Genomic DNA, 16,699 nt, shown 5'->3' with positions numbered 1-16,699 from the left:
ACAGGAGAGGCTCGGGAGGCCCGCATGACGTACGTACCGAAAGGGAGTGCGAGCGATGGACCGTACGCCCTCGACATCGACCCCAAGAGGGCGGGCTGGGCCTGTTCCGCCCTGCGGGTCGTCGAGATTCCGCCGGGCGGCACGCACGCTTTCACCACCGGTGAGAGTGAATGGATCGTACTGCCGCTGACCGGCGGCTGTACGGTGCACACGGAAGGCGGGATCATCGAACTCCTGGGCCGCGAGAGCGTGTTCAGCGGAGTCTCCGACTTCGCGTACGTGCCCCGTGACGCCCAGATCCAGATCGCCTCCGGCGCGGGAGGCCGCTTCGCCCTGGCAGGAGCGAAGTGCGAGCGTCGACTCCCCGCCCGCTACGGCTCCGCGCCGGAGGTACCCGTCGAGAGCCGCGGCAGCGGCACCTGCGCCCGCGAGGTCAGGAACTTCGCGGCCGCGGACGCCTTCGACTGCGACCGCCTCATCGCGGTCGAGGTGATCACGCCGGGCGGCAACTGGTCCTCGTACCCGCCCCACAAGCACGACGAGCACCGCCCGGGCGTCGAGACCGAGCTCGAAGAGATCTACTACTTCGAGATCGAGGCGAGCGGAGGCCGGGAGGGCTTCGGATACCAGCGGGTCTCCCCCTCGCGCCCGGGTGGTACCGACGTTCTCGCCGAGGTCCGCACCGGTGACGCCGTGCTGGTGCCCGACGGCTGGCACGGCCCGTCCGTCGCCCAGCCGGGGCACCGGATGTACTACCTGAACGTGATGGCGGGACCCGGCGAGGAGAGGGAGTGGCGGATCCGCTTCCACCCCGACCACACGGAGGGATACCGATGACGGCGACCCCGGCGGGCAGCGTCCGGCTGACCACCGCGCAGGCACTCGTGCGCTTCCTGGCCCGGCAGTTCACCGAGCGGGACGGCACCCGGCAGCGGCTCATCGGCGCCACCTGGGGCATCTTCGGGCACGGCAACGTGGCGGGGATCGGCCAGGCGCTCGTGGAGCACGCCGAGGAGATGCCGTTCCACCAGGGCCGCAACGAACAGGCCATGGTGCACGCCGCCGTCGGCTACGCCCGCCAGTCCGGCAGGCTCGCCACCCACGCCGTCACCACGTCCATCGGGCCCGGCGCCACCAACCTCGTCACCGGCGCCGCCCTCGCCACCGTCAACCGCCTGCCGGTGCTCCTGCTGCCCGGCGACACCTTCGCCGCCCGGCCCGCCGACCCCGTGCTCCAGCAGCTCGAAGTGCCCTACGCGGGCGACGTCTCCGTCAACGACTGCCTGCGGCCCGTGTCGCGGTACTTCGACCGCGTCACCCGCCCCGAGGCCCTGATCCCGGCCGCCCTCGCCGCGATGCGCGTGCTCACCGACCCCGCCGAGACCGGCGCCGTCACGCTCGCCCTGCCGCAGGACGTGCAGGCGGAGGCGTACGACTGGCCGGAGGAGTTCTTCGCAGAGCGGGTGTGGACCGTCCGCAGGCAGGCCCCCGACCCGCGGGAGCTCGCCGTGGCCGCCGGTCTGGTGCGCGCGGCGCGGCGGCCCCTGATCGTCGCGGGCGGCGGCGTCCACCACAGCGCCGCCGAGGACGCCCTGTGCCGCCTCGCCGACGCCACCGGCATCCCCGTGGCCTCCACCCAGGCGGGCAAGGGCTCGTTGCGCTTCGACCACCCGGCGGACGTCGGCGGCATCGGGCACACCGGCACCGCGCCCGCGAACGAACTGGCCCGCGCCGCCGACCTGGTGATCGGGGTCGGCACCCGCTACAGCGACTTCACCACGGCCTCGGGCACCCTCTTCGAGACGCCGGGCGTGCGCTTCCTGAACCTCAACGTCGCGCCCTTCGACGGGCACAAGATGGCGGGCGCCACCGTGATCGCCGACGCGCGCGCCGGGCTCGAAGCGCTCACCGCGGAACTGGACGGATACCGCGTCGAGCCCGCCTTCTCCCTCGACTACCGGGGCGACAAGGCGCGCTGGGAGCAGCGTGTCGACGCCGCCTACCTCGCGGACGAGCCGGACGTGCGGCCCAGCCAGACGCAGGTGCTCGGGGCGCTCGACGAGGTGGTGACCGAGGAGGACATCGTCATCAACGCCGCCGGGTCGCTCCCCGGTGACCTGCACAAACTCTGGCGGACCCGGTCGGCGCGGCAGTACCACGTCGAGTACGGCTACTCGTGCATGGGCTACGAGATCCCGGCGGCGATCGGCGTGGCGCTCGCGGCGCCGGGGCGGCCCGTGTGGGCGCTGGTCGGCGACGGCACGTACCTGATGAACCCGACCGAGATCGTCACGGCCGTCCAGGAGGGCATCCCGGTCAAGGTCGTCATCCTGCAGAACCACGGCTACGCCTCGATCGGCGGGCTCTCGGCCTCGGTGGGCGGCGAGCGGTTCGGGACGGCCTACCGCTTCCGGGCGGACGACGGCGCGTACACCGGGGCGCCGCTGCCGGTCGACCTGGCCGCGAACGCCGCCTCGCTCGGCATGCGCGTCCTGCGCGCGAAGACCGTCCGCGAGCTGCGTGAGGCACTGCGCGACGCACGCGGGGCAGACCGTCCCACATGTGTCTATGTGGAGACGGAAACGGCAGACACAGTGTCGGGCCCGCCCCCGGCACAGGCGTGGTGGGATGTGCCCGTGGCCGAGACGGCGACCCGGGCGTCCGCGGTCAAGGCCAGGGAAGAGTACGACCGGCACGTCGCAGCCCGGCGCCGCCACCTGTGAGAGTAGGGATGCTTGTCATGACGAAGACGGTCAATCACTGGATCGGCGGGAAGGCCGTCGAGGGGGCCTCGGGTACGTTCGGCCCGGTCACCGACCCGGCGACCGGCGTCGTCACGACGCAGGTCGCCCTCGCGAGCGCCGACGAGGTGGACGCGGCGGTCGCGGCGGCCCGCGAGGCCTTCGCGACCTGGGGAACCTCCTCGCTCGCCAAGCGCACCGCGATCCTCTTCAAGTTCCGCGCCCTCCTGGACGCCAACCGCGACGCGGTCGCCGAGCTGATCGTCGCCGAGCACGGCAAGGTGCACTCCGACGCGCTCGGCGAGGTCGCCCGCGGCCTGGAGATCGTCGACCTCGCCTGCGGCATCACGGTGCAGCTCAAGGGCGAGCTGTCCACGGAGGTCGCCTCGCGCGTGGACGTGGCGTCGATCCGCCAGCCGCTGGGCGTCGTCGCGGGCATCACCCCGTTCAACTTCCCGGCCATGGTCCCGATGTGGATGTTCCCGCTGGCCATCGCGTGCGGCAACACCTTCGTGCTCAAGCCGAGCGAGAAGGACCCGTCCGCCTCGATGAAGATCGCGGAGCTGCTCGCCGAGGCCGGCCTCCCCGACGGCGTGTTCAACGTCGTGCACGGCGACAAGGTGGCCGTGGACCGCCTCCTGGAGCACCCGGATGTCGCGGCCGTCTCCTTCGTCGGCTCCACCCCCATCGCCCGCCACATCCATGCCACCGCCTCCGCCAACGGCAAGCGCGTCCAGGCGCTCGGCGGCGCCAAGAACCACATGCTGGTCCTGCCCGACGCGGACCTGGACGCGGCGGCCGACGCCGCCGTCTCGGCCGCCTACGGCTCCGCCGGCGAGCGGTGCATGGCCATCTCGGCTGTCGTCGCGGTCGGCTCGATCGCGGACGAGCTGGTGGGCAAGATCAAGGAGCGCGCCGAGAAGATCAAGATCGGTCCGGGCAACGACCCCGCGTCCGAGATGGGCCCGCTGATCACCGCTGCCCACCGCGACAAGGTCGCCTCGTACGTCACGGGCGCCGCGGCCGAGGGCTGCGAGGTCGTCCTCGACGGCACGGGGTACACGGTCGAGGGGCGCCCCGAGTGCGCTGACGGCCACTGGATCGGCCTCTCCCTGCTCGACCGCGTCCCCACGACCGCCAGGGCCTACCAGGACGAGATCTTCGGCCCGGTCCTGTGCGTGCTGCGCGTCGACACGTACGAGGAGGGCGTCGCCCTCATGAACGCCTCGCCGTTCGGCAACGGCACCGCGATCTTCACCCGCGACGGCGGCGCGGCCCGCCGCTTCCAGCTGGAGATCGAGGCGGGCATGGTCGGCGTGAACGTGCCGATCCCGGTACCGGTGGGCTACCACTCCTTCGGCGGCTGGAAGGACTCCCTCTTCGGGGACCACCACATCTACGGCAACGACGGCACGCACTTCTACACGCGCGGCAAGGTCGTCACCACGCGGTGGCCCGACCCGTCGGACGCGCCGGCCGGGGTCGACCTGGGCTTCCCGCGCAATCACTGAGTCACCGCCGCGTCACGGCGCGTAGAGGGTGGCCGTCCGGATTCCGGACGGCCGCCCATATTTTTTGACGCCGTCTTTGCGGTTCCCGTGCACACGGTGCAATCCGGGCAGTGAAGGTGCCCGCATGGATATGCCTGTGAAGGCAAGGTCAACAAGGATGATCGTCTACTCATTGCTACCCACTGACGCAAACTCTTGGGAAAGCCAGGCGACTTGGGTCGGTGCGGCGCTGCGGATTCCGTAGGTAAATGACCGTTGACGTTCCGGTTATCGCCGGGGTTCGATGACGCGCCGGGAGCCACTGGAAGACGCTCGACTGCCTTCGGAGGCGATAGGGCTCCCGCCGCAACACCTGCCGCACGAGTCGATCGGAACCGCGCTGTATGACCGATACGCTTCGCCCGCCCACGCCCGCTCCCGCGGCCGACGCCCCTCCGGCGCCGGTGGCCGTGCCGGGTGATCCCCAGAAGCTCAAGCGCTCCATCGGCGTCGTGGGAGGCACCCTCCTCACGCTGTCCTGCGTGACGCCCGCCTCCACGCTCTTCGTGGTCGTCCCCGACCTCTTCTCCTCGCTCGGCACCGCGACCGCGCTCACCATCGCGATCGGCTCGCTGCTCTGCGTCGGCGTGGCGTTCTGCTACTCCGAACTCGGCACGCTCATCCCCAGCGCCGGCGGCGAGTACGCGATGGTCTCCACGATGGCGGGACGCCTGGCCGGCTGGCTGGTCTTCGTCCTCTCGCTGCTCGTCGTGATGATCGTGCCGCCCGTGATCGCCATGGGCACGGCCGACTACCTGGCGCCGGTCCTCGACCTCGACCCGGCCTACGCGGGCGCGGGCGTCATGATCCTCGCCACCCTCGCGGGCCTGCTCGACCTGCGCGCCAACGCCTGGATCACCGGCATCTTCCTCGTCCTTGAGGTCATCGCCGCCGGCGTCGTCGCCGTCCTCGGCTTCGCGCACGCCGAGCGGGGCGCGGGCAGCCTGGTGGACCTCTCGGTCGCGGGCTCCGGTCCCGGCGGCGTCGACACCGTCACGGCCATGCTGATCGTCTCGGGCCTCGCCATCGCCCTCTTCGTCACGCAGGGCTTCTCGACCGCCGTCTACCTCTCCGAGGAGCTGGAGAACCCGCGCCGCAACGTCGCGCGCACCGTCCTCGCCACCCTCGCCATCTCCTCCGTCATCATCCTGGTGCCGGTCGTCGCGATCACCATGGGCGCGGAGAGCCTGACGGCCCTCACCGAGGGCGACATCAGCGCCATGGTGACGGCCTGGTCCAGCTCGGCCGTCGGTACGTTCGTCAGCCTCTGCGTGGCCCTCGCGATCATCAACGCGGGCATCGTCATGGTCATCCAGAACTCCCGCGTCCTCTTCGCGTCGGCCCGCGACAAGGCGTGGCCCGCACCGGTGAACAAGGCCCTGTCCAAGCTGGGCGCCTCGGGCGCGCCCTGGGTGGCCACGCTCCTCGTGGGCGTCCCCGGCGCCCTCCTCTGCTTCGTCAACCTCGACACCCTCTACGGGGTCACCGGGGTCTCCGTGACCGGCATGTACCTGCTGGTGGCGGTGGCCGCGCTGCTCGCGCGGCGCGGCGGGCACGGCCACCGCGCCGCCTGGCGGATGCCGCTGTGGCCCGCGGTCCCCGTGCTGCTCATCGCGGTCCTCGCCTACGTGCTCAGCCGGCAGGAGCTGTCCTACCTCGGGTGGACCGGGGGGATCGTGGTGGCGGCCACGCTGTACTTCGTGCTCTACCTGCGGCCCCGGCGCGACACGCGGTGGCTGGTCAGCGTGCCGGAGGAGTAGGGCCCCTCGTCCGGGGTGGCCGGGGGAGCGGTGCCCGTGCGGATCAGGCCCGCGTGCCCACCCGCCGCTCCACCTCCGCCCAGTCCTCCGGGTCGACCGCGGTGGAGCCGCCCCCGGCCAGCAGGTCGCGGTCCTTGAAGCCGCTGGACGTGGACACGCACACCACGGGCCCGTCGACGGCGGGGCCGAGCTGCCGGTACCCCGCGAGCCCGGCGGCAGCGGACAGCTCGGCCCACAGACCGGACCCGGCCAGCTCCGCGCGCGCCGCGGCCATCTCCGCGTCGGAGACGAGCAGGGCCGCGCCGCCGCTCTCCCGCACCGCCACGACCCCCCGGTAGCCGCCGACCGGTGAGCCGATCGCGTAGGCGGCGGTCTCCCCGACGGGCACCCGCGTGGCGGGCAGCCCGGCCCGCAGCGCGGCGGCGAGCGGCCCGCCGGCCGCCGGCTCGCAGGAGTAGAGCCGCGGCACCCGCTCGGCGAGCCCGAGCGTGACCAGCTCCGCGAAGCCCTTCCAGACGCCGAAGAGGAGTTCCCCGTACCCGGTGGGCAGGAACACGGCTCCCGGCACGCCGAGTTCCGTGAAGATCTCGTAGGCCAGGGTCTTGTACCCCTCGGGCCCGAACGCGTGTCCGGTGTGGGTGGGCGTCACGTTGCTGACGGGGTGGTAGCCGAACCGTTCCACGATCTTGCGCAGCAGCGGCCACCGCGCGTCCACGGGCACGGAGAGCACCACGGCTCCGTACGCCCGCAGGAACGCCTCCACCGCGGGCGGCGTCTCCGCCGAGCCGATCACCACGCACCGCAGCCCGGCCCGCGCCGCGTACGCCGCGGCCGACGCGCCGTGGTTGCCCGACGAGGCGACGACGACGCCCTCCGCGCCCGCGCCGACGGCGGCGCTGACGGTGACGCGGTTGATGCGGTCCTTGTGGCTCCAGGTCGGATTGCGGGACTCGTCCTTGATCCAGAGGCCGTCGCCGAGGGACACCAGCGGCGTGCCGCCCTCCCCGAGCCCCGGCGCGCGCAGCGGCGGCAGGAGCGGGGCCCACCGGTCGTGGCCGCCCGGCCGCCCGGGCGCGGTGGTGAAGAGACCGGCCGGGACCTTCTCATAGGCGTAGTCGACCTCTACGGGGTACGAGACGTCTTCTGTGCCGGTCACCGGGCAACCGGCGGTGAGCGGCGGCCACAGCGGGAAACGGACGGAGGGGTCACCGAGTGAGCGCTGGCCGACGGCGAGGGAATCCCGGGCTGTCGTGGGCGAGGACGGGGATGTCATGGGTGCAGACTCTATTCACCCCTGACGCCCCGCGGCCACGCGTACCGCGACGGCGGTACACCGGGCGCGGAGCCTACTCCCCCGGGAGGTCGCACAGTTCAGTCCGGCGGCTGCCCCGGTTGTCGGTGCCCACCCGTACGGTTGACGTCATGGATCTACGACTGCCCAGGCCCGGACGAGGGACGGGGCCCGCGAGCGGGACCGGACGCGCCAGGGGCGGGCCGCGCGGGCTGATCGCCGCCGCGGCCGCCGTCGTGCTGCTCGCGGGCGCCGGCACCTGGACGGCCGTCGCCTCGGACGAGGGACCGGCGGTGCACAGGACCGACGGCACCCTCGACACCGGCGGCGCGCGGATCGACACCTCCTACTTCACGGCGGGCGACTCCGAGAAGAAGCGCCCCGCGGTCCTCATCGGCCACGGCTTCGGCGGCAGCAAGGCCGACGTGCGGGAGCAGGCGGAGCAGCTGGCGCGGGACGGGTACGCGGTCCTGACCTGGTCGGCCCGCGGCTTCGGCAAGTCCACCGGCAAGATCGGTCTGAACGACCCCGAGGGCGAGGTCGCCGACGTCTCGAAGATGATCGACTGGCTGGCGAAGCGGCCCGAGGTGCGGCTCGACAAGGACGGCGACCCGCGCGTCGGCGTCACCGGCTCCTCGTACGGGGGAGCGGTGTCGCTGCTCGCGGCCGGGCACGACGAGCGGGTGGACGCCATCGCCCCCCAGATCACGTACTGGAACCTCGCGGACGCCCTCTTCCCCGGCGGCGTCTTCAAGAAGCTCTGGGCGGGCACGTTCATCAACGCCGGGGGCGGCTGCGACCGCTTCGAGAAGCGGCTGTGCGCCATGTACGAGCGGGTCGCGGTCACCGGGAAGCCCGACGACGCGGCGCGCAAGCTCCTCGCCGAGCGCAGCCCGGCCGCCGTCGGCGACCGCATCAAGGTGCCGACACTGCTCGCCCAGGGGCAGACCGACTCCCTCTTCCCGCTCGGCCACGGCGACGCCATCGCCAAGGCGGTCCGCGCCAACCACGCGCCCGTGAAGGTGGACTGGATCGCGGGCGGCCACGACGGGGGCGACCGCGAGCGCGGACGCGTCGAGCAGCGCGTCACCTCGTGGTTCGACCGCTATCTGAAGGACGACAAGGGCGTCGACACCGGCCCCGCGTTCCGCGTCACCCGCACCGGGGGCATGGACTCCACCGACGGGGCGGCGAAGCAGCGGGGCGCGAGCTCCGACCGCTACCCGGGCCTGGGGAGCAACCCGCGGGCCGTGCCGCTCGGCGGTCGCGAGCAGACCTTCGACAACCCCGCGGGCGCCAACCCGCCCGCCATCTCCGGCCTGCCGGGCCTCGGCGCGGGCAACCTCAGCCAGATGTCCTCGCTGGGCGTCGGCGTCTCCCTCGACGTCCCCGGGCAGTACGCGAAGTTCGACTCGGAGCCGCTGGAGGAGGACCTCCGGATCACCGGCGCGCCGACCGCGCGCGTGCACGTGAAGTCCTCCGGCGAGGACGCCGTGCTCTTCGCGAAGGTCTACGACGTCGGACCCGGCGGCAAGCAGCGCGTCCTGCCCTCCCAACTGGTCGCGCCGATACGGGTCGAGGGCGCCAGGGCCGGCAAGGACGTCGAGCTGCGGCTGCCCGCCGTCGACCACGAGGCGCGCAAGGGCCACCGCCTGCGTCTCGTCCTCGCCTCCACCGACCTCGGGTACGCCTCGCCCGCCGAACCCGCCGAGTACACGGTCTCGCTCAAGGGCGACCTGGAGGTGCCGACGGCGCCCGGCGTGCGGACCGCCGCCGCGCCGATGCCCGCCTGGGTGTGGTGGCTGCCCGTCGCCGGAGCCGTCGTCGCGCTCGCGCTCCTGGTCACCGGGCGGCGCCGCACCACGGCCCCCGCACCCGACCCGGACCTCGCCGACGTCCCGCTGCAGATCACGGACCTCAGCAAGCGGTACGCGAAGTCCAGCGACCGGTACGCCGTGCGCGACGTCTCCTTCCGCGTCGAGAAGGGCCAGGTCCTCGGCCTGCTCGGACCGAACGGCGCGGGCAAGACGACGACCCTGCGCATGCTCATGGGCCTGATCAGGCCCGACGCGGGCGAGATCCGCGTCTTCGGGCAGGCCGTCAGGCCGGGCGCGCCGGTCCTCTCCCGGGTCGGCGCGTTCGTCGAGGGCGCCGGCTTCCTGCCGCACCTCTCGGGCCGGGAGAACCTGGAGCTGTACTGGAAGGCCACCGGGCGCCCCGCGGAGGACGCCCACCTGGACGAGGCCCTGGAGATCGCCGGGCTCGGCACCGCGCTGGCCCGCGCCGTGCGGACGTACTCCCAGGGCATGCGGCAGCGCCTCGCCATCGCCCAGGCCATGCTCGGCCTGCCCGACCTGCTGATACTCGACGAGCCGACCAACGGCCTCGACCCGCCGCAGATCCGCGAGATGCGCGAGGTCATGATCCGGTACGCGCGCGGCGGGCGCACCGTCATCGTCTCCAGCCACCTCCTCGCCGAGGTCGAGCAGTCCTGCACGCACCTCGTCGTCATGGACCGCGGCCGCCTCGTCCAGGCCGGACCCGTCACCGAGATCGTCGGCTCGGGGGACACGCTCCTGGTCGGCCTCGCGCGGGACGTCTCCGACCCGCTCGTCGAGAAGGTCGCCGCCCTGCCCGGCGTCGCCTCGGCGGTCCGCGCGGACGACGGCCTGCTCGTGCGGCTCGACGGCACCGAGGCGGGCACCGCCGCACGGCTCCTGCCCGAACTGGTCCGCCTCGACGTGCCCGTGGAGTCCCTGGGCCCGCACCGCCGCCTGGAAGACGCGTTCCTGACCCTGATCGGAGGAGGCGCCGCATGACCGCCACCGCACCCCCGGAGCGCGCCACGGCCCCCGGCTACCGCGCGGGCCGCACCCTGCCCCTGCGGGTCGAGGCCGTCCGCCAGCTCAAGCGGCGCCGCACCCTCGTCATGGGCGCCGTCATGGCGCTCCTGCCCGTGGTGCTCGTCATCGCCTTCGCCGTCGCGGGCGGCTCTCCCGAGTCCCGCGGCGGCCGGGTCACGCTGATGGACACGGCCACGGCGTCCGGCGTGAACTTCACGGCGACCGCGCTGTTCGTCTCCGCGGGGTTCCTCCTCGTGATCCCCGTCGCGCTGTTCTGCGGGGACACGGTCGCCTCCGAGGCGAGCTGGTCGTCCCTGCGCTATCTGCTCGCGGCGCCCGTGCCGCGGTCCCGGCTGCTCTGGTCCAAGCTCGCCGTCGCGCTCGGCCTCAGCGCGGCGGCCATGGTGCTGCTGCCGCTGGTCGCGCTGGCGATCGGCACGACGGCGTACGGCTGGGGGCCGCTGGAGATACCGACCGGCGGCGCGCTGCCCGCGGGCACGGCGGTGGAGCGCCTGCTCGTCGTCGTCGCGTTCATCTTCGTCTCCCAGCTGGTCACCGCGGGGCTCGCGTTCTGGCTGTCCACGCGCACCGACGCGCCGCTGGGCGCGGTCGGCGGCGCGGTCGGCCTGACCATCGTCGGCAATGTCCTCGACGCCGTCACGGCCCTCGGCCACTGGCGGGACTTCCTCCCCGCCCACTGGCAGTTCGCCTGGGCCGACGCCATCCAGCCGACCCCCGAGTGGGGAGGCATGATCCAGGGCTCGGCGGTGTCGGTGACGTACGCACTGGTGCTGTTCGCGCTGGCCTTCCGGGGGTTCGCGCGCAAGGACGTGGTGTCGTAGGCCGGTTCAGCCCCGGGGTCCGCACGCCTCACGCTCCGCGCGCACCGGATCGTTGGAGAACCGGAAGGACGTGCGCCCCACGGCCCCCGTCAGGTTCCGCCAGAACCGCCCCGCCGTCATCGGCGCCCGCGTGGCCGCCCGCAGCTCGGCGAACGCCCCGCAGCGCAGGGCCCGCCGTGCGGCGTCGACGCGGACGGGGTCCATCCCCGTCGGCAGCGCGCCGGGCACGCCGCGCTCGGCGACGATCCACTCGTCGGGGAGCCGCTTGTCGTGGCCGACCCGGCCGTCGAAGCTCTCGGAGTGGGCGGCGAGGGGGTAGGCGAGCCCGATCGGATCGAGCGCCGCGCCGGAGAGGGGGATGACGGTGCCGCTGAAGCCGAGGGTGTTGTAGACGCCGGTCACGCCGGGGCGCGCGGCCGGCAGGGCGGTGTGGGCGAGCAGCAGCGTGCGCTCGCCCGTGAGTTCGCCCTGCCGCGCGCTCCCGCGCACGAGCCGGGCGTACGCCATGTTGCCCGGCTGCCCGGCGAAGTCGTGGTGCACGGGGTGGGCCGCGGCGTTCTGGCGGACGTACACGCCGCGCTCGTCCGCGACCCCCTGCGGGCCGATTCGCCCCTCGTAGGGCACCCGCAGGAGTGCCGCGCAGGCCACGGCCCAGACCGCGACCCCGGCGACCGCGATCGTCCACGCGCGCGTGAGGGGCACCAGGAAGACGGGCAGCAGCATCAGGAGCAGCCCCGGCAGGAACATCCGCCCGTGCATGAAGTCGCCGCCGACCCTGATGACGTACAGCCAGCACAGGGCGCCCGCGACCAGCGGGGCGGCCACCGGGACGAGCCGCCCGGCGCGCGCGGCGGTCAGGCGGAGGGCGGGGCCCCGCCCGCCCGCGGGCAGGTACGTCAGGGCCGCCGCGACGATGATCAGCAGCGGCAGCCACAGCACGTAGGGCCCGGCGAAGTCGCGGAGATAGCCGAGGCCGCGCCCCCACAGGCTGCGCGACGCCTCCTTGGTGACGCCGGGCAGCGGCACCAGATGCCCGTAGTACCCCATGCGGAAGACCTCGTACGCGACGGGGAGCGCCCCCGCGGCCCCCGCGCCCGCGCACACGCCCCGCCACGACGGGCGCGCGATCATCCACTGTGCCGCGAGGAAGACCACGGACACCAGCGCCAGGTCGGGCCGCACGAGCGGCCCGAGGCCGAGCACCGCGCACGTCACCAGGGCCCGGGGCCGTGTCACGAGCGCGAGCCAGGCCCCGGCGATCCAGCAGGTGGCGAGCCCGGTCTCCAGGCCGGAGGTGGCGAAGTCCCACACGGGCGGCAGCGCGAGCGGCACCAGGGCCCCGCAGGGCAGCAGCGGGCGGTCCCCGCCGTACAGCCGGAGCGCCGCCAGACCGGCGAGCGCGAAGCCGGCGGCGGTGAGCAGCAGCCCGCCGTACACGGCCGCCGCAGCGACGTCGGCGCCGGGCGCGCCGGCCCCCACGAGCAGCCACTGCCACAGGGTCCCGGTGGACGACTCGGCGCGCTCCCCGGCGTTGAAGACGGGCCCGTTGCCCGCGAGGACCTGCCGGACCGTACGCACGTAGATGTGGCCGTCGTCCGACATCCACCGCCGCTGGAACCCGGCGACGGCGACGGCGAGGGCGGGCAGCAGGCAGAGCCCGACGCGCGCCCCGCGCCACCGCCCGCGCCCCGCGTCCTCGGGGCGCGCGGCGGCGGACCGCGCTGGACGGACACCGGAGGAGTACGTAGACGTCATGCACGCTACATCGGCGCAGGTCAGTCGCGGCTTGAGCCGACGCGGGCCCCGGGGCAGAGGAGGTTGGGGGCAGGAGGGCCAGGGGGCATGAGGTCGGCGGGCGCGCGGCTGAGCCTTCGGTATACGGGCTGAGCCTTCGGCATACGGGCTGAGCCTTCGGTATGCGGCTAAGCCTTCGGTATGTCGAAGTAGCGGGTGAGGCCGGCGGCCAGGGCGATGTCGCCCATGACCTTGACCTTGCGCAGCATGAAGAGCTTGACGGGCCCGACGTTCCCGGAGACCAGCTTGAGGAACTCGGGGTCGGCGAGGACGAGCGTGAGGCGCGGCTCGGCGTCCGAGCGCCCCTCGCGCACGGCGCAGGCGCCGTCGGCTATCTCCGTCTCGTACACGGCGTCCTCATTGCCACCGCTGCCCGTGATCCGCCAGCGGATCAGCGCCTTGAGCGAGCCGGCCGCGTCCGGCCTGAACTGCCGCTCCACGCGGCCGAAGACCTCGCGCAGGACGCGGGGGCGCAGCGCGCCGTCACGGGCGATCGCGGCGATCGCCCGGTCGGGGAGCTCCTTCACCAGGCGGGCGAACTCCTGGGGGGTCACGCTCGCGAAGTCGAGCCCAGCGATCCTGCTGACGTCGTCCGCCAAGGCCATTTCCCTACTCCTTAGAAACTGACTGTCGAGTCTGACACGGACGCGACCCATTGAACTTTTCTTACGTGTCGGTAAGTTGACTCCTGAGTAAGGAGAGCGAGCCGGCCGGGAGTCGACAACCGCGAGTCGGGAGCCGTCATGGGCGTACGCAAGGACCTGCGCAGGGCACAGCGGCACGGCGGTCTCGCCGAGCGCGTGAAGACCGAGCTGGTCGAGGACGAGGACGGCACCGTACGCGAGGTCCGCGCCCCCGCCCTGGCGGCGGCCCCGACGACGGGCAGCGTCGCCGACATCCCGTTCACCAACGCGTTCGAGGCACCGGACGCCGTGGTGCTCCGCCGCAAACAGGACGGCCGATGGCTCCCGGTGACGGCCGCGGCCTTCGCGCGCGAGGTGACCGATGTGGCGAACGGCCTGGTGGCGGCGGGCCTCGAACCGGGCGGCAGGGTCGCACTGATGTCCCGTACCCGCTACGAGTGGGCGGTCATCGACTTCGCGATATGGGCGGCGGGCGGAGTGGGCGTGCCGGTCTACGCCACGTCGTCGGCCGAGCAGATCGAGTGGATCGTCCGCGACTCGGGCGCCGCCCTGCTCATCGCGGAGACGGGGGAGAACGCGGCCACGGCGGAGGGGGCCTGCGCCTCCCTGGCCGCCCCGCCCCGCGTCCGCTGCCTCGACGGCGGCGCTCTGACGGAACTGACGGAGGCGGGCCGGAAGATCTCCGACGAGGAGGTGACGAAACGCCGCGACGCGCTGACCGCGGACTCCGTGGCGACGCTCTGCTACACCTCGGGGACCACGGGCCGCCCCAAGGGCTGCGTCCTCACCCACGGCAACCTGCACGCGGAGGCCGCGAACACGGTCGAACTGCTGCACCCCGTCTTCAAGGAGATCACCGGCCAGGTGGCGTCCACGCTCCTCTTCCTGCCCCTGGCGCACATCCTGGGCCGCTCGATCCAGATCGCCTGCCTGCTGGCCCGCATCGAGCTGGGCCACTGCCCGGTCATCAGGCCGGACGAACTCCGCCCGGAGCTGCGCGCCTTCAGGCCGACGTTCGTCGTCGGCGTCCCCTACCTCTTCGAGAAGATCCACGACACGGGGCGGGCGACGGCGGAGAAGATCGGCCGCGGCGCCTCCTTCGACCGGGCGGAACGGGTGGCGGTGCGGTTCGGCGAGGCGCACCTGAACAGGTTCCTGTCCAAGGACGCTCCGGGCCCGTCCCTCGGCCTCCGGCTCGGCTGGGCGCTGTACGAACTCCTCGTCTACCGCCGCATCCGCAAAGAGGTCGGCGGCCGGCTGCGCTACGCCATCAGCGGCGGCTCGCCCCTCGACCGCGACCTGAACCTCTTCTTCTACGCCGCCGGAATCATCATCTACGAGGGCTACGGCCTCACGGAGACGTCCGCGGCCGCCACCATCACGCCCCCGCTGAGGCCGCGCCCCGGCACGGTCGGCCTGCCGGTGCCGGGCACGGCGGTGCGCATCGCCGACGACGGCGAGGTGCTGATCAAGGGCGACACGGTCTTCACCGCCTACTGGAACAACCCGGGGGCGACGGACGCGGTGCTGCGCGACGCGTGGTTCGCCACGGGCGACATCGGCGCCCTGGACGCCGACGGCTACCTCACGATCACCGGTCGCAAGAAGGACCTCATCGTCACGTCGGGCGGCAAGAACGTCTCGCCCGCGATCCTGGAGGACCGCCTGCGCAGCCGGGCCCCGGTGGGCCAGTGCATCGTGGTCGGCGACAACCGCTCGTACGTGGCCGCGCTCGTCACGCTGGACCCGGAGGCGGTCGAACACTGGCTGACGGTGCGCAAGCGCCCCCGTGACACCCCGCCGGCGGAACTCGCGCGGGACCCGGAGCTGCGGGCGGAGATCCAGAAGGCGGTGGACCACGCGAACGCGGCGGTCTCGCGGGCCGAGTCCATCCGCGCCTTCGCCGTCGTCGACGGCGACTTCACCGAGGCCAACGGCCTCCTGACCCCCTCCCTGAAGATCAAACGCCATGCGGTGACGGAGGCGTACGCGCGGGAGATCGAGGAGCTCTACGGGCGGTGAGGGGACACACCCGTGTCCCCTCGGCCCCTCGGTCGGCATCAGTCGACGCAGAACTCGTTCCCCTCGATGTCCAGCATCGGGATGCACGACTCGTTCTCGTCATCGGCGTACAGCGTGCGCACGTGTACCGCGCCGAGCGCGACGAGCCGCGCGCACTCGGCCTCAAGGGCGGCGAGGCGCTCGTCCCCCACGAGCCCCGTGCCGACCCGTACGTCGAGGTGCACCCGGTTCTTGGCGGACTTGCCTTCGGGGACGCGCTGGAAGTACAGCCGGGGGCCCACGCCCGAGGGGTCACTGCAGGCGAACCAGGAGTCCCGCTCCTCGGGCGGCTGCGCGCTGTTGTAGTCGTCCCAGGTGGCGAAGTCCTCCGGCGGCGGCGGCGCGACGTAGCCCAGCACCTCGCACCAGAAGCGGGCGAGGCGTTCGGGTTCCGCGCAGTCGAAGGTGACCTGGAACTTCTTGATCGACATCATCGGGCCACGGTATCCACGCTCACCGGTCACCGGAACCCTCCGGCGGAGTCGGTCCGGTCCCCTGACGCGGACTTCACGGTGCGACCACTGTCATGTCACGAACGTGTCGTGAAGACGATCAGGATGAAACGGGAGTGATCGCGTCTGCCGTCTGGGAGGACGGAAAGCCACACGGATGACCCGCGAACGAACAGTCGCCCGGCACTCGCCCTCGGCTCCCACCCCGCCCGACCACTCCCCACGAGCTACAGCCCCACGCAGAGGACATCGCATGCGCACTCGGAAGATCTCGGTACTGACCATGACGGCAGTGGCTTTCAGCCTGGCCCTGACGGCATGCGGCAACAACGACAGCGCCGACACGTCCTCCTCCCCCTCCCTTTCCCCCTCCTCCTCCTCCGCGAGCAGCTCGGCGACGGCATCGAAGACCCCGCCGAAGAAGTCCGACGCCGCGGAGGGCACGTCGGCGAGCACGCCCGCCAAGCCCGAGGGCAACTCCGGCGGGAAGTGCACGGACCGGCTCGACTACGCGGGCGACGCGCGATCCAACGCGGAGATCAACTCCATCGGCGAGGACACGGGCACCTGCCCGCCGGTCAAGAAGTGACGCCGCGCCCTGGACAAGCGCGAGAGGCTGACGTCACCGCAGGTGAGAGGCGGTTTGCGCCCCCGGCAGGACTCGAACCTGCGGCCAAGCGCTTGCTGTCGATTCCGGGATCGCTGCCCGATGGGCGTCTCG

General features: G+C 72.9%; 12 protein-coding genes. 8 read left to right on the top strand and 4 right to left on the bottom strand.

What is annotated here, in order from left to right; translation table 11 throughout:
- The first annotated feature begins 24 nt into the window (after window positions 1-24).
- From iolB to AB0I16_RS10395, 4 genes are all read left to right on the top strand, one after another.
- Window positions 25-837 (top strand): 5-deoxy-glucuronate isomerase, encoded by an 813-nt coding sequence (gene iolB, locus AB0I16_RS10410; protein WP_363248891.1) that lies wholly within the window; start codon window positions 25-27, stop codon window positions 835-837.
- On the top strand, window positions 834-2,723 hold the full coding sequence (iolD, locus tag AB0I16_RS10405) for a 3D-(3,5/4)-trihydroxycyclohexane-1,2-dione acylhydrolase (decyclizing) (RefSeq protein ID WP_363248890.1): 1,890 nt from the start codon (window positions 834-836) through the stop codon (window positions 2,721-2,723). The genes iolB and iolD overlap by 4 nt, the downstream gene beginning before the upstream one ends.
- Before the next feature lie 17 nt (window positions 2,724-2,740).
- The gene (mmsA, locus tag AB0I16_RS10400; protein ID WP_363248889.1) at window positions 2,741-4,252 is read left to right on the top strand and encodes a CoA-acylating methylmalonate-semialdehyde dehydrogenase; all 1,512 of its coding nucleotides are present in this window, start codon (window positions 2,741-2,743) and stop codon (window positions 4,250-4,252) included.
- 383 nt (window positions 4,253-4,635) lie between these two features.
- Window positions 4,636-6,051, top strand: a complete 1,416-nt coding sequence (locus AB0I16_RS10395) for an APC family permease (protein WP_363248888.1) — start codon at window positions 4,636-4,638, stop codon at window positions 6,049-6,051.
- A 43-nt stretch (window positions 6,052-6,094) separates the two neighbouring features.
- On the opposite strand, the gene AB0I16_RS10390 is transcribed toward AB0I16_RS10395, so the two are convergent.
- Window positions 6,095-7,324 carry a pyridoxal-phosphate dependent enzyme gene (locus tag AB0I16_RS10390; RefSeq protein WP_363248887.1) on the bottom strand — a complete coding sequence of 410 codons (1,230 nt, stop codon included), beginning with the start codon at window positions 7,322-7,324 and terminating at the stop codon, window positions 6,095-6,097.
- Window positions 7,325-7,473: 149 nt separating this feature from the next.
- Between AB0I16_RS10390 and AB0I16_RS10385 the strand changes: the two genes are divergently transcribed.
- A complete protein-coding gene (locus AB0I16_RS10385; protein ID WP_363248886.1) occupies window positions 7,474-10,161 on the top strand; it encodes an alpha/beta fold hydrolase in 2,688 nt (895 codons plus the stop codon).
- On the top strand, window positions 10,158-11,027 hold the full coding sequence (locus AB0I16_RS10380) for an ABC transporter permease (RefSeq protein WP_363248885.1): 870 nt from the start codon (window positions 10,158-10,160) through the stop codon (window positions 11,025-11,027). The genes AB0I16_RS10385 and AB0I16_RS10380 overlap by 4 nt, the downstream gene beginning before the upstream one ends.
- Window positions 11,028-11,033: 6 nt before the next feature.
- Here the strand turns inward: AB0I16_RS10380 and AB0I16_RS10375 are convergent, their stop codons facing one another.
- Both AB0I16_RS10375 and AB0I16_RS10370 read right to left on the bottom strand, forming a co-directional pair.
- Window positions 11,034-12,782 (bottom strand): hypothetical protein, encoded by a 1,749-nt coding sequence (locus tag AB0I16_RS10375; RefSeq protein ID WP_363248884.1) that lies wholly within the window; start codon window positions 12,780-12,782, stop codon window positions 11,034-11,036.
- A gap of 167 nt (window positions 12,783-12,949) precedes the next feature.
- Window positions 12,950-13,426, bottom strand: a complete 477-nt coding sequence (locus AB0I16_RS10370; RefSeq protein WP_363248883.1) for an SCP2 sterol-binding domain-containing protein — start codon at window positions 13,424-13,426, stop codon at window positions 12,950-12,952.
- A gap of 138 nt (window positions 13,427-13,564) precedes the next feature.
- Between AB0I16_RS10370 and AB0I16_RS10365 the strand changes: the two genes are divergently transcribed.
- The gene (locus tag AB0I16_RS10365; RefSeq protein ID WP_363248882.1) at window positions 13,565-15,487 is read left to right on the top strand and encodes an AMP-dependent synthetase/ligase; all 1,923 of its coding nucleotides are present in this window, start codon (window positions 13,565-13,567) and stop codon (window positions 15,485-15,487) included.
- Between the two features lie 38 nt (window positions 15,488-15,525).
- On the opposite strand, the gene AB0I16_RS10360 is transcribed toward AB0I16_RS10365, so the two are convergent.
- A complete protein-coding gene (locus AB0I16_RS10360) occupies window positions 15,526-15,960 on the bottom strand; it encodes a VOC family protein (RefSeq protein ID WP_363248881.1) in 435 nt (144 codons plus the stop codon).
- A gap of 271 nt (window positions 15,961-16,231) precedes the next feature.
- On the opposite strand from AB0I16_RS10360, the gene AB0I16_RS10355 reads away from it, so the two are divergent.
- Window positions 16,232-16,567, top strand: a complete 336-nt coding sequence (locus AB0I16_RS10355; RefSeq protein WP_363248880.1) for a hypothetical protein — start codon at window positions 16,232-16,234, stop codon at window positions 16,565-16,567.
- The last annotated feature ends 132 nt before the right edge of the window (window positions 16,568-16,699 follow it).

It is taken from the genome of Streptomyces sp. NPDC050703 (genome assembly GCF_040654435.1).
GTDB lineage: Bacteria > Actinomycetota > Actinomycetes > Streptomycetales > Streptomycetaceae > Streptomyces.
This window is presented reverse-complemented; position numbering and strand designations above follow the sequence as displayed.

Excerpts from the sequence above, each read along its gene's own strand:
- iolB (WP_363248891.1), top strand. The coding sequence starts at position 25 with ATGACGTACGTACCGAAAGGGAGTGCGAGCGATGGACCGTACGCCCTC.
- iolD (WP_363248890.1), top strand. The coding sequence starts at position 834 with ATGACGGCGACCCCGGCGGGCAGCGTCCGGCTGACCACCGCGCAGGCA.
- mmsA (WP_363248889.1), top strand. The coding sequence starts at position 2,741 with ATGACGAAGACGGTCAATCACTGGATCGGCGGGAAGGCCGTCGAGGGG.
- AB0I16_RS10395 (WP_363248888.1), top strand. The coding sequence starts at position 4,636 with ATGACCGATACGCTTCGCCCGCCCACGCCCGCTCCCGCGGCCGACGCC.
- AB0I16_RS10390 (WP_363248887.1), bottom strand. The coding sequence starts at position 7,324 with ATGACATCCCCGTCCTCGCCCACGACAGCCCGGGATTCCCTCGCCGTC.
- AB0I16_RS10385 (WP_363248886.1), top strand. The coding sequence starts at position 7,474 with ATGGATCTACGACTGCCCAGGCCCGGACGAGGGACGGGGCCCGCGAGC.
- AB0I16_RS10380 (WP_363248885.1), top strand. The coding sequence starts at position 10,158 with ATGACCGCCACCGCACCCCCGGAGCGCGCCACGGCCCCCGGCTACCGC.
- AB0I16_RS10375 (WP_363248884.1), bottom strand. The coding sequence starts at position 12,782 with ATGACGTCTACGTACTCCTCCGGTGTCCGTCCAGCGCGGTCCGCCGCC.
- AB0I16_RS10370 (WP_363248883.1), bottom strand. The coding sequence starts at position 13,426 with ATGGCCTTGGCGGACGACGTCAGCAGGATCGCTGGGCTCGACTTCGCG.
- AB0I16_RS10365 (WP_363248882.1), top strand. The coding sequence starts at position 13,565 with ATGGGCGTACGCAAGGACCTGCGCAGGGCACAGCGGCACGGCGGTCTC.
- AB0I16_RS10360 (WP_363248881.1), bottom strand. The coding sequence starts at position 15,960 with ATGATGTCGATCAAGAAGTTCCAGGTCACCTTCGACTGCGCGGAACCC.
- AB0I16_RS10355 (WP_363248880.1), top strand. The coding sequence starts at position 16,232 with ATGCGCACTCGGAAGATCTCGGTACTGACCATGACGGCAGTGGCTTTC.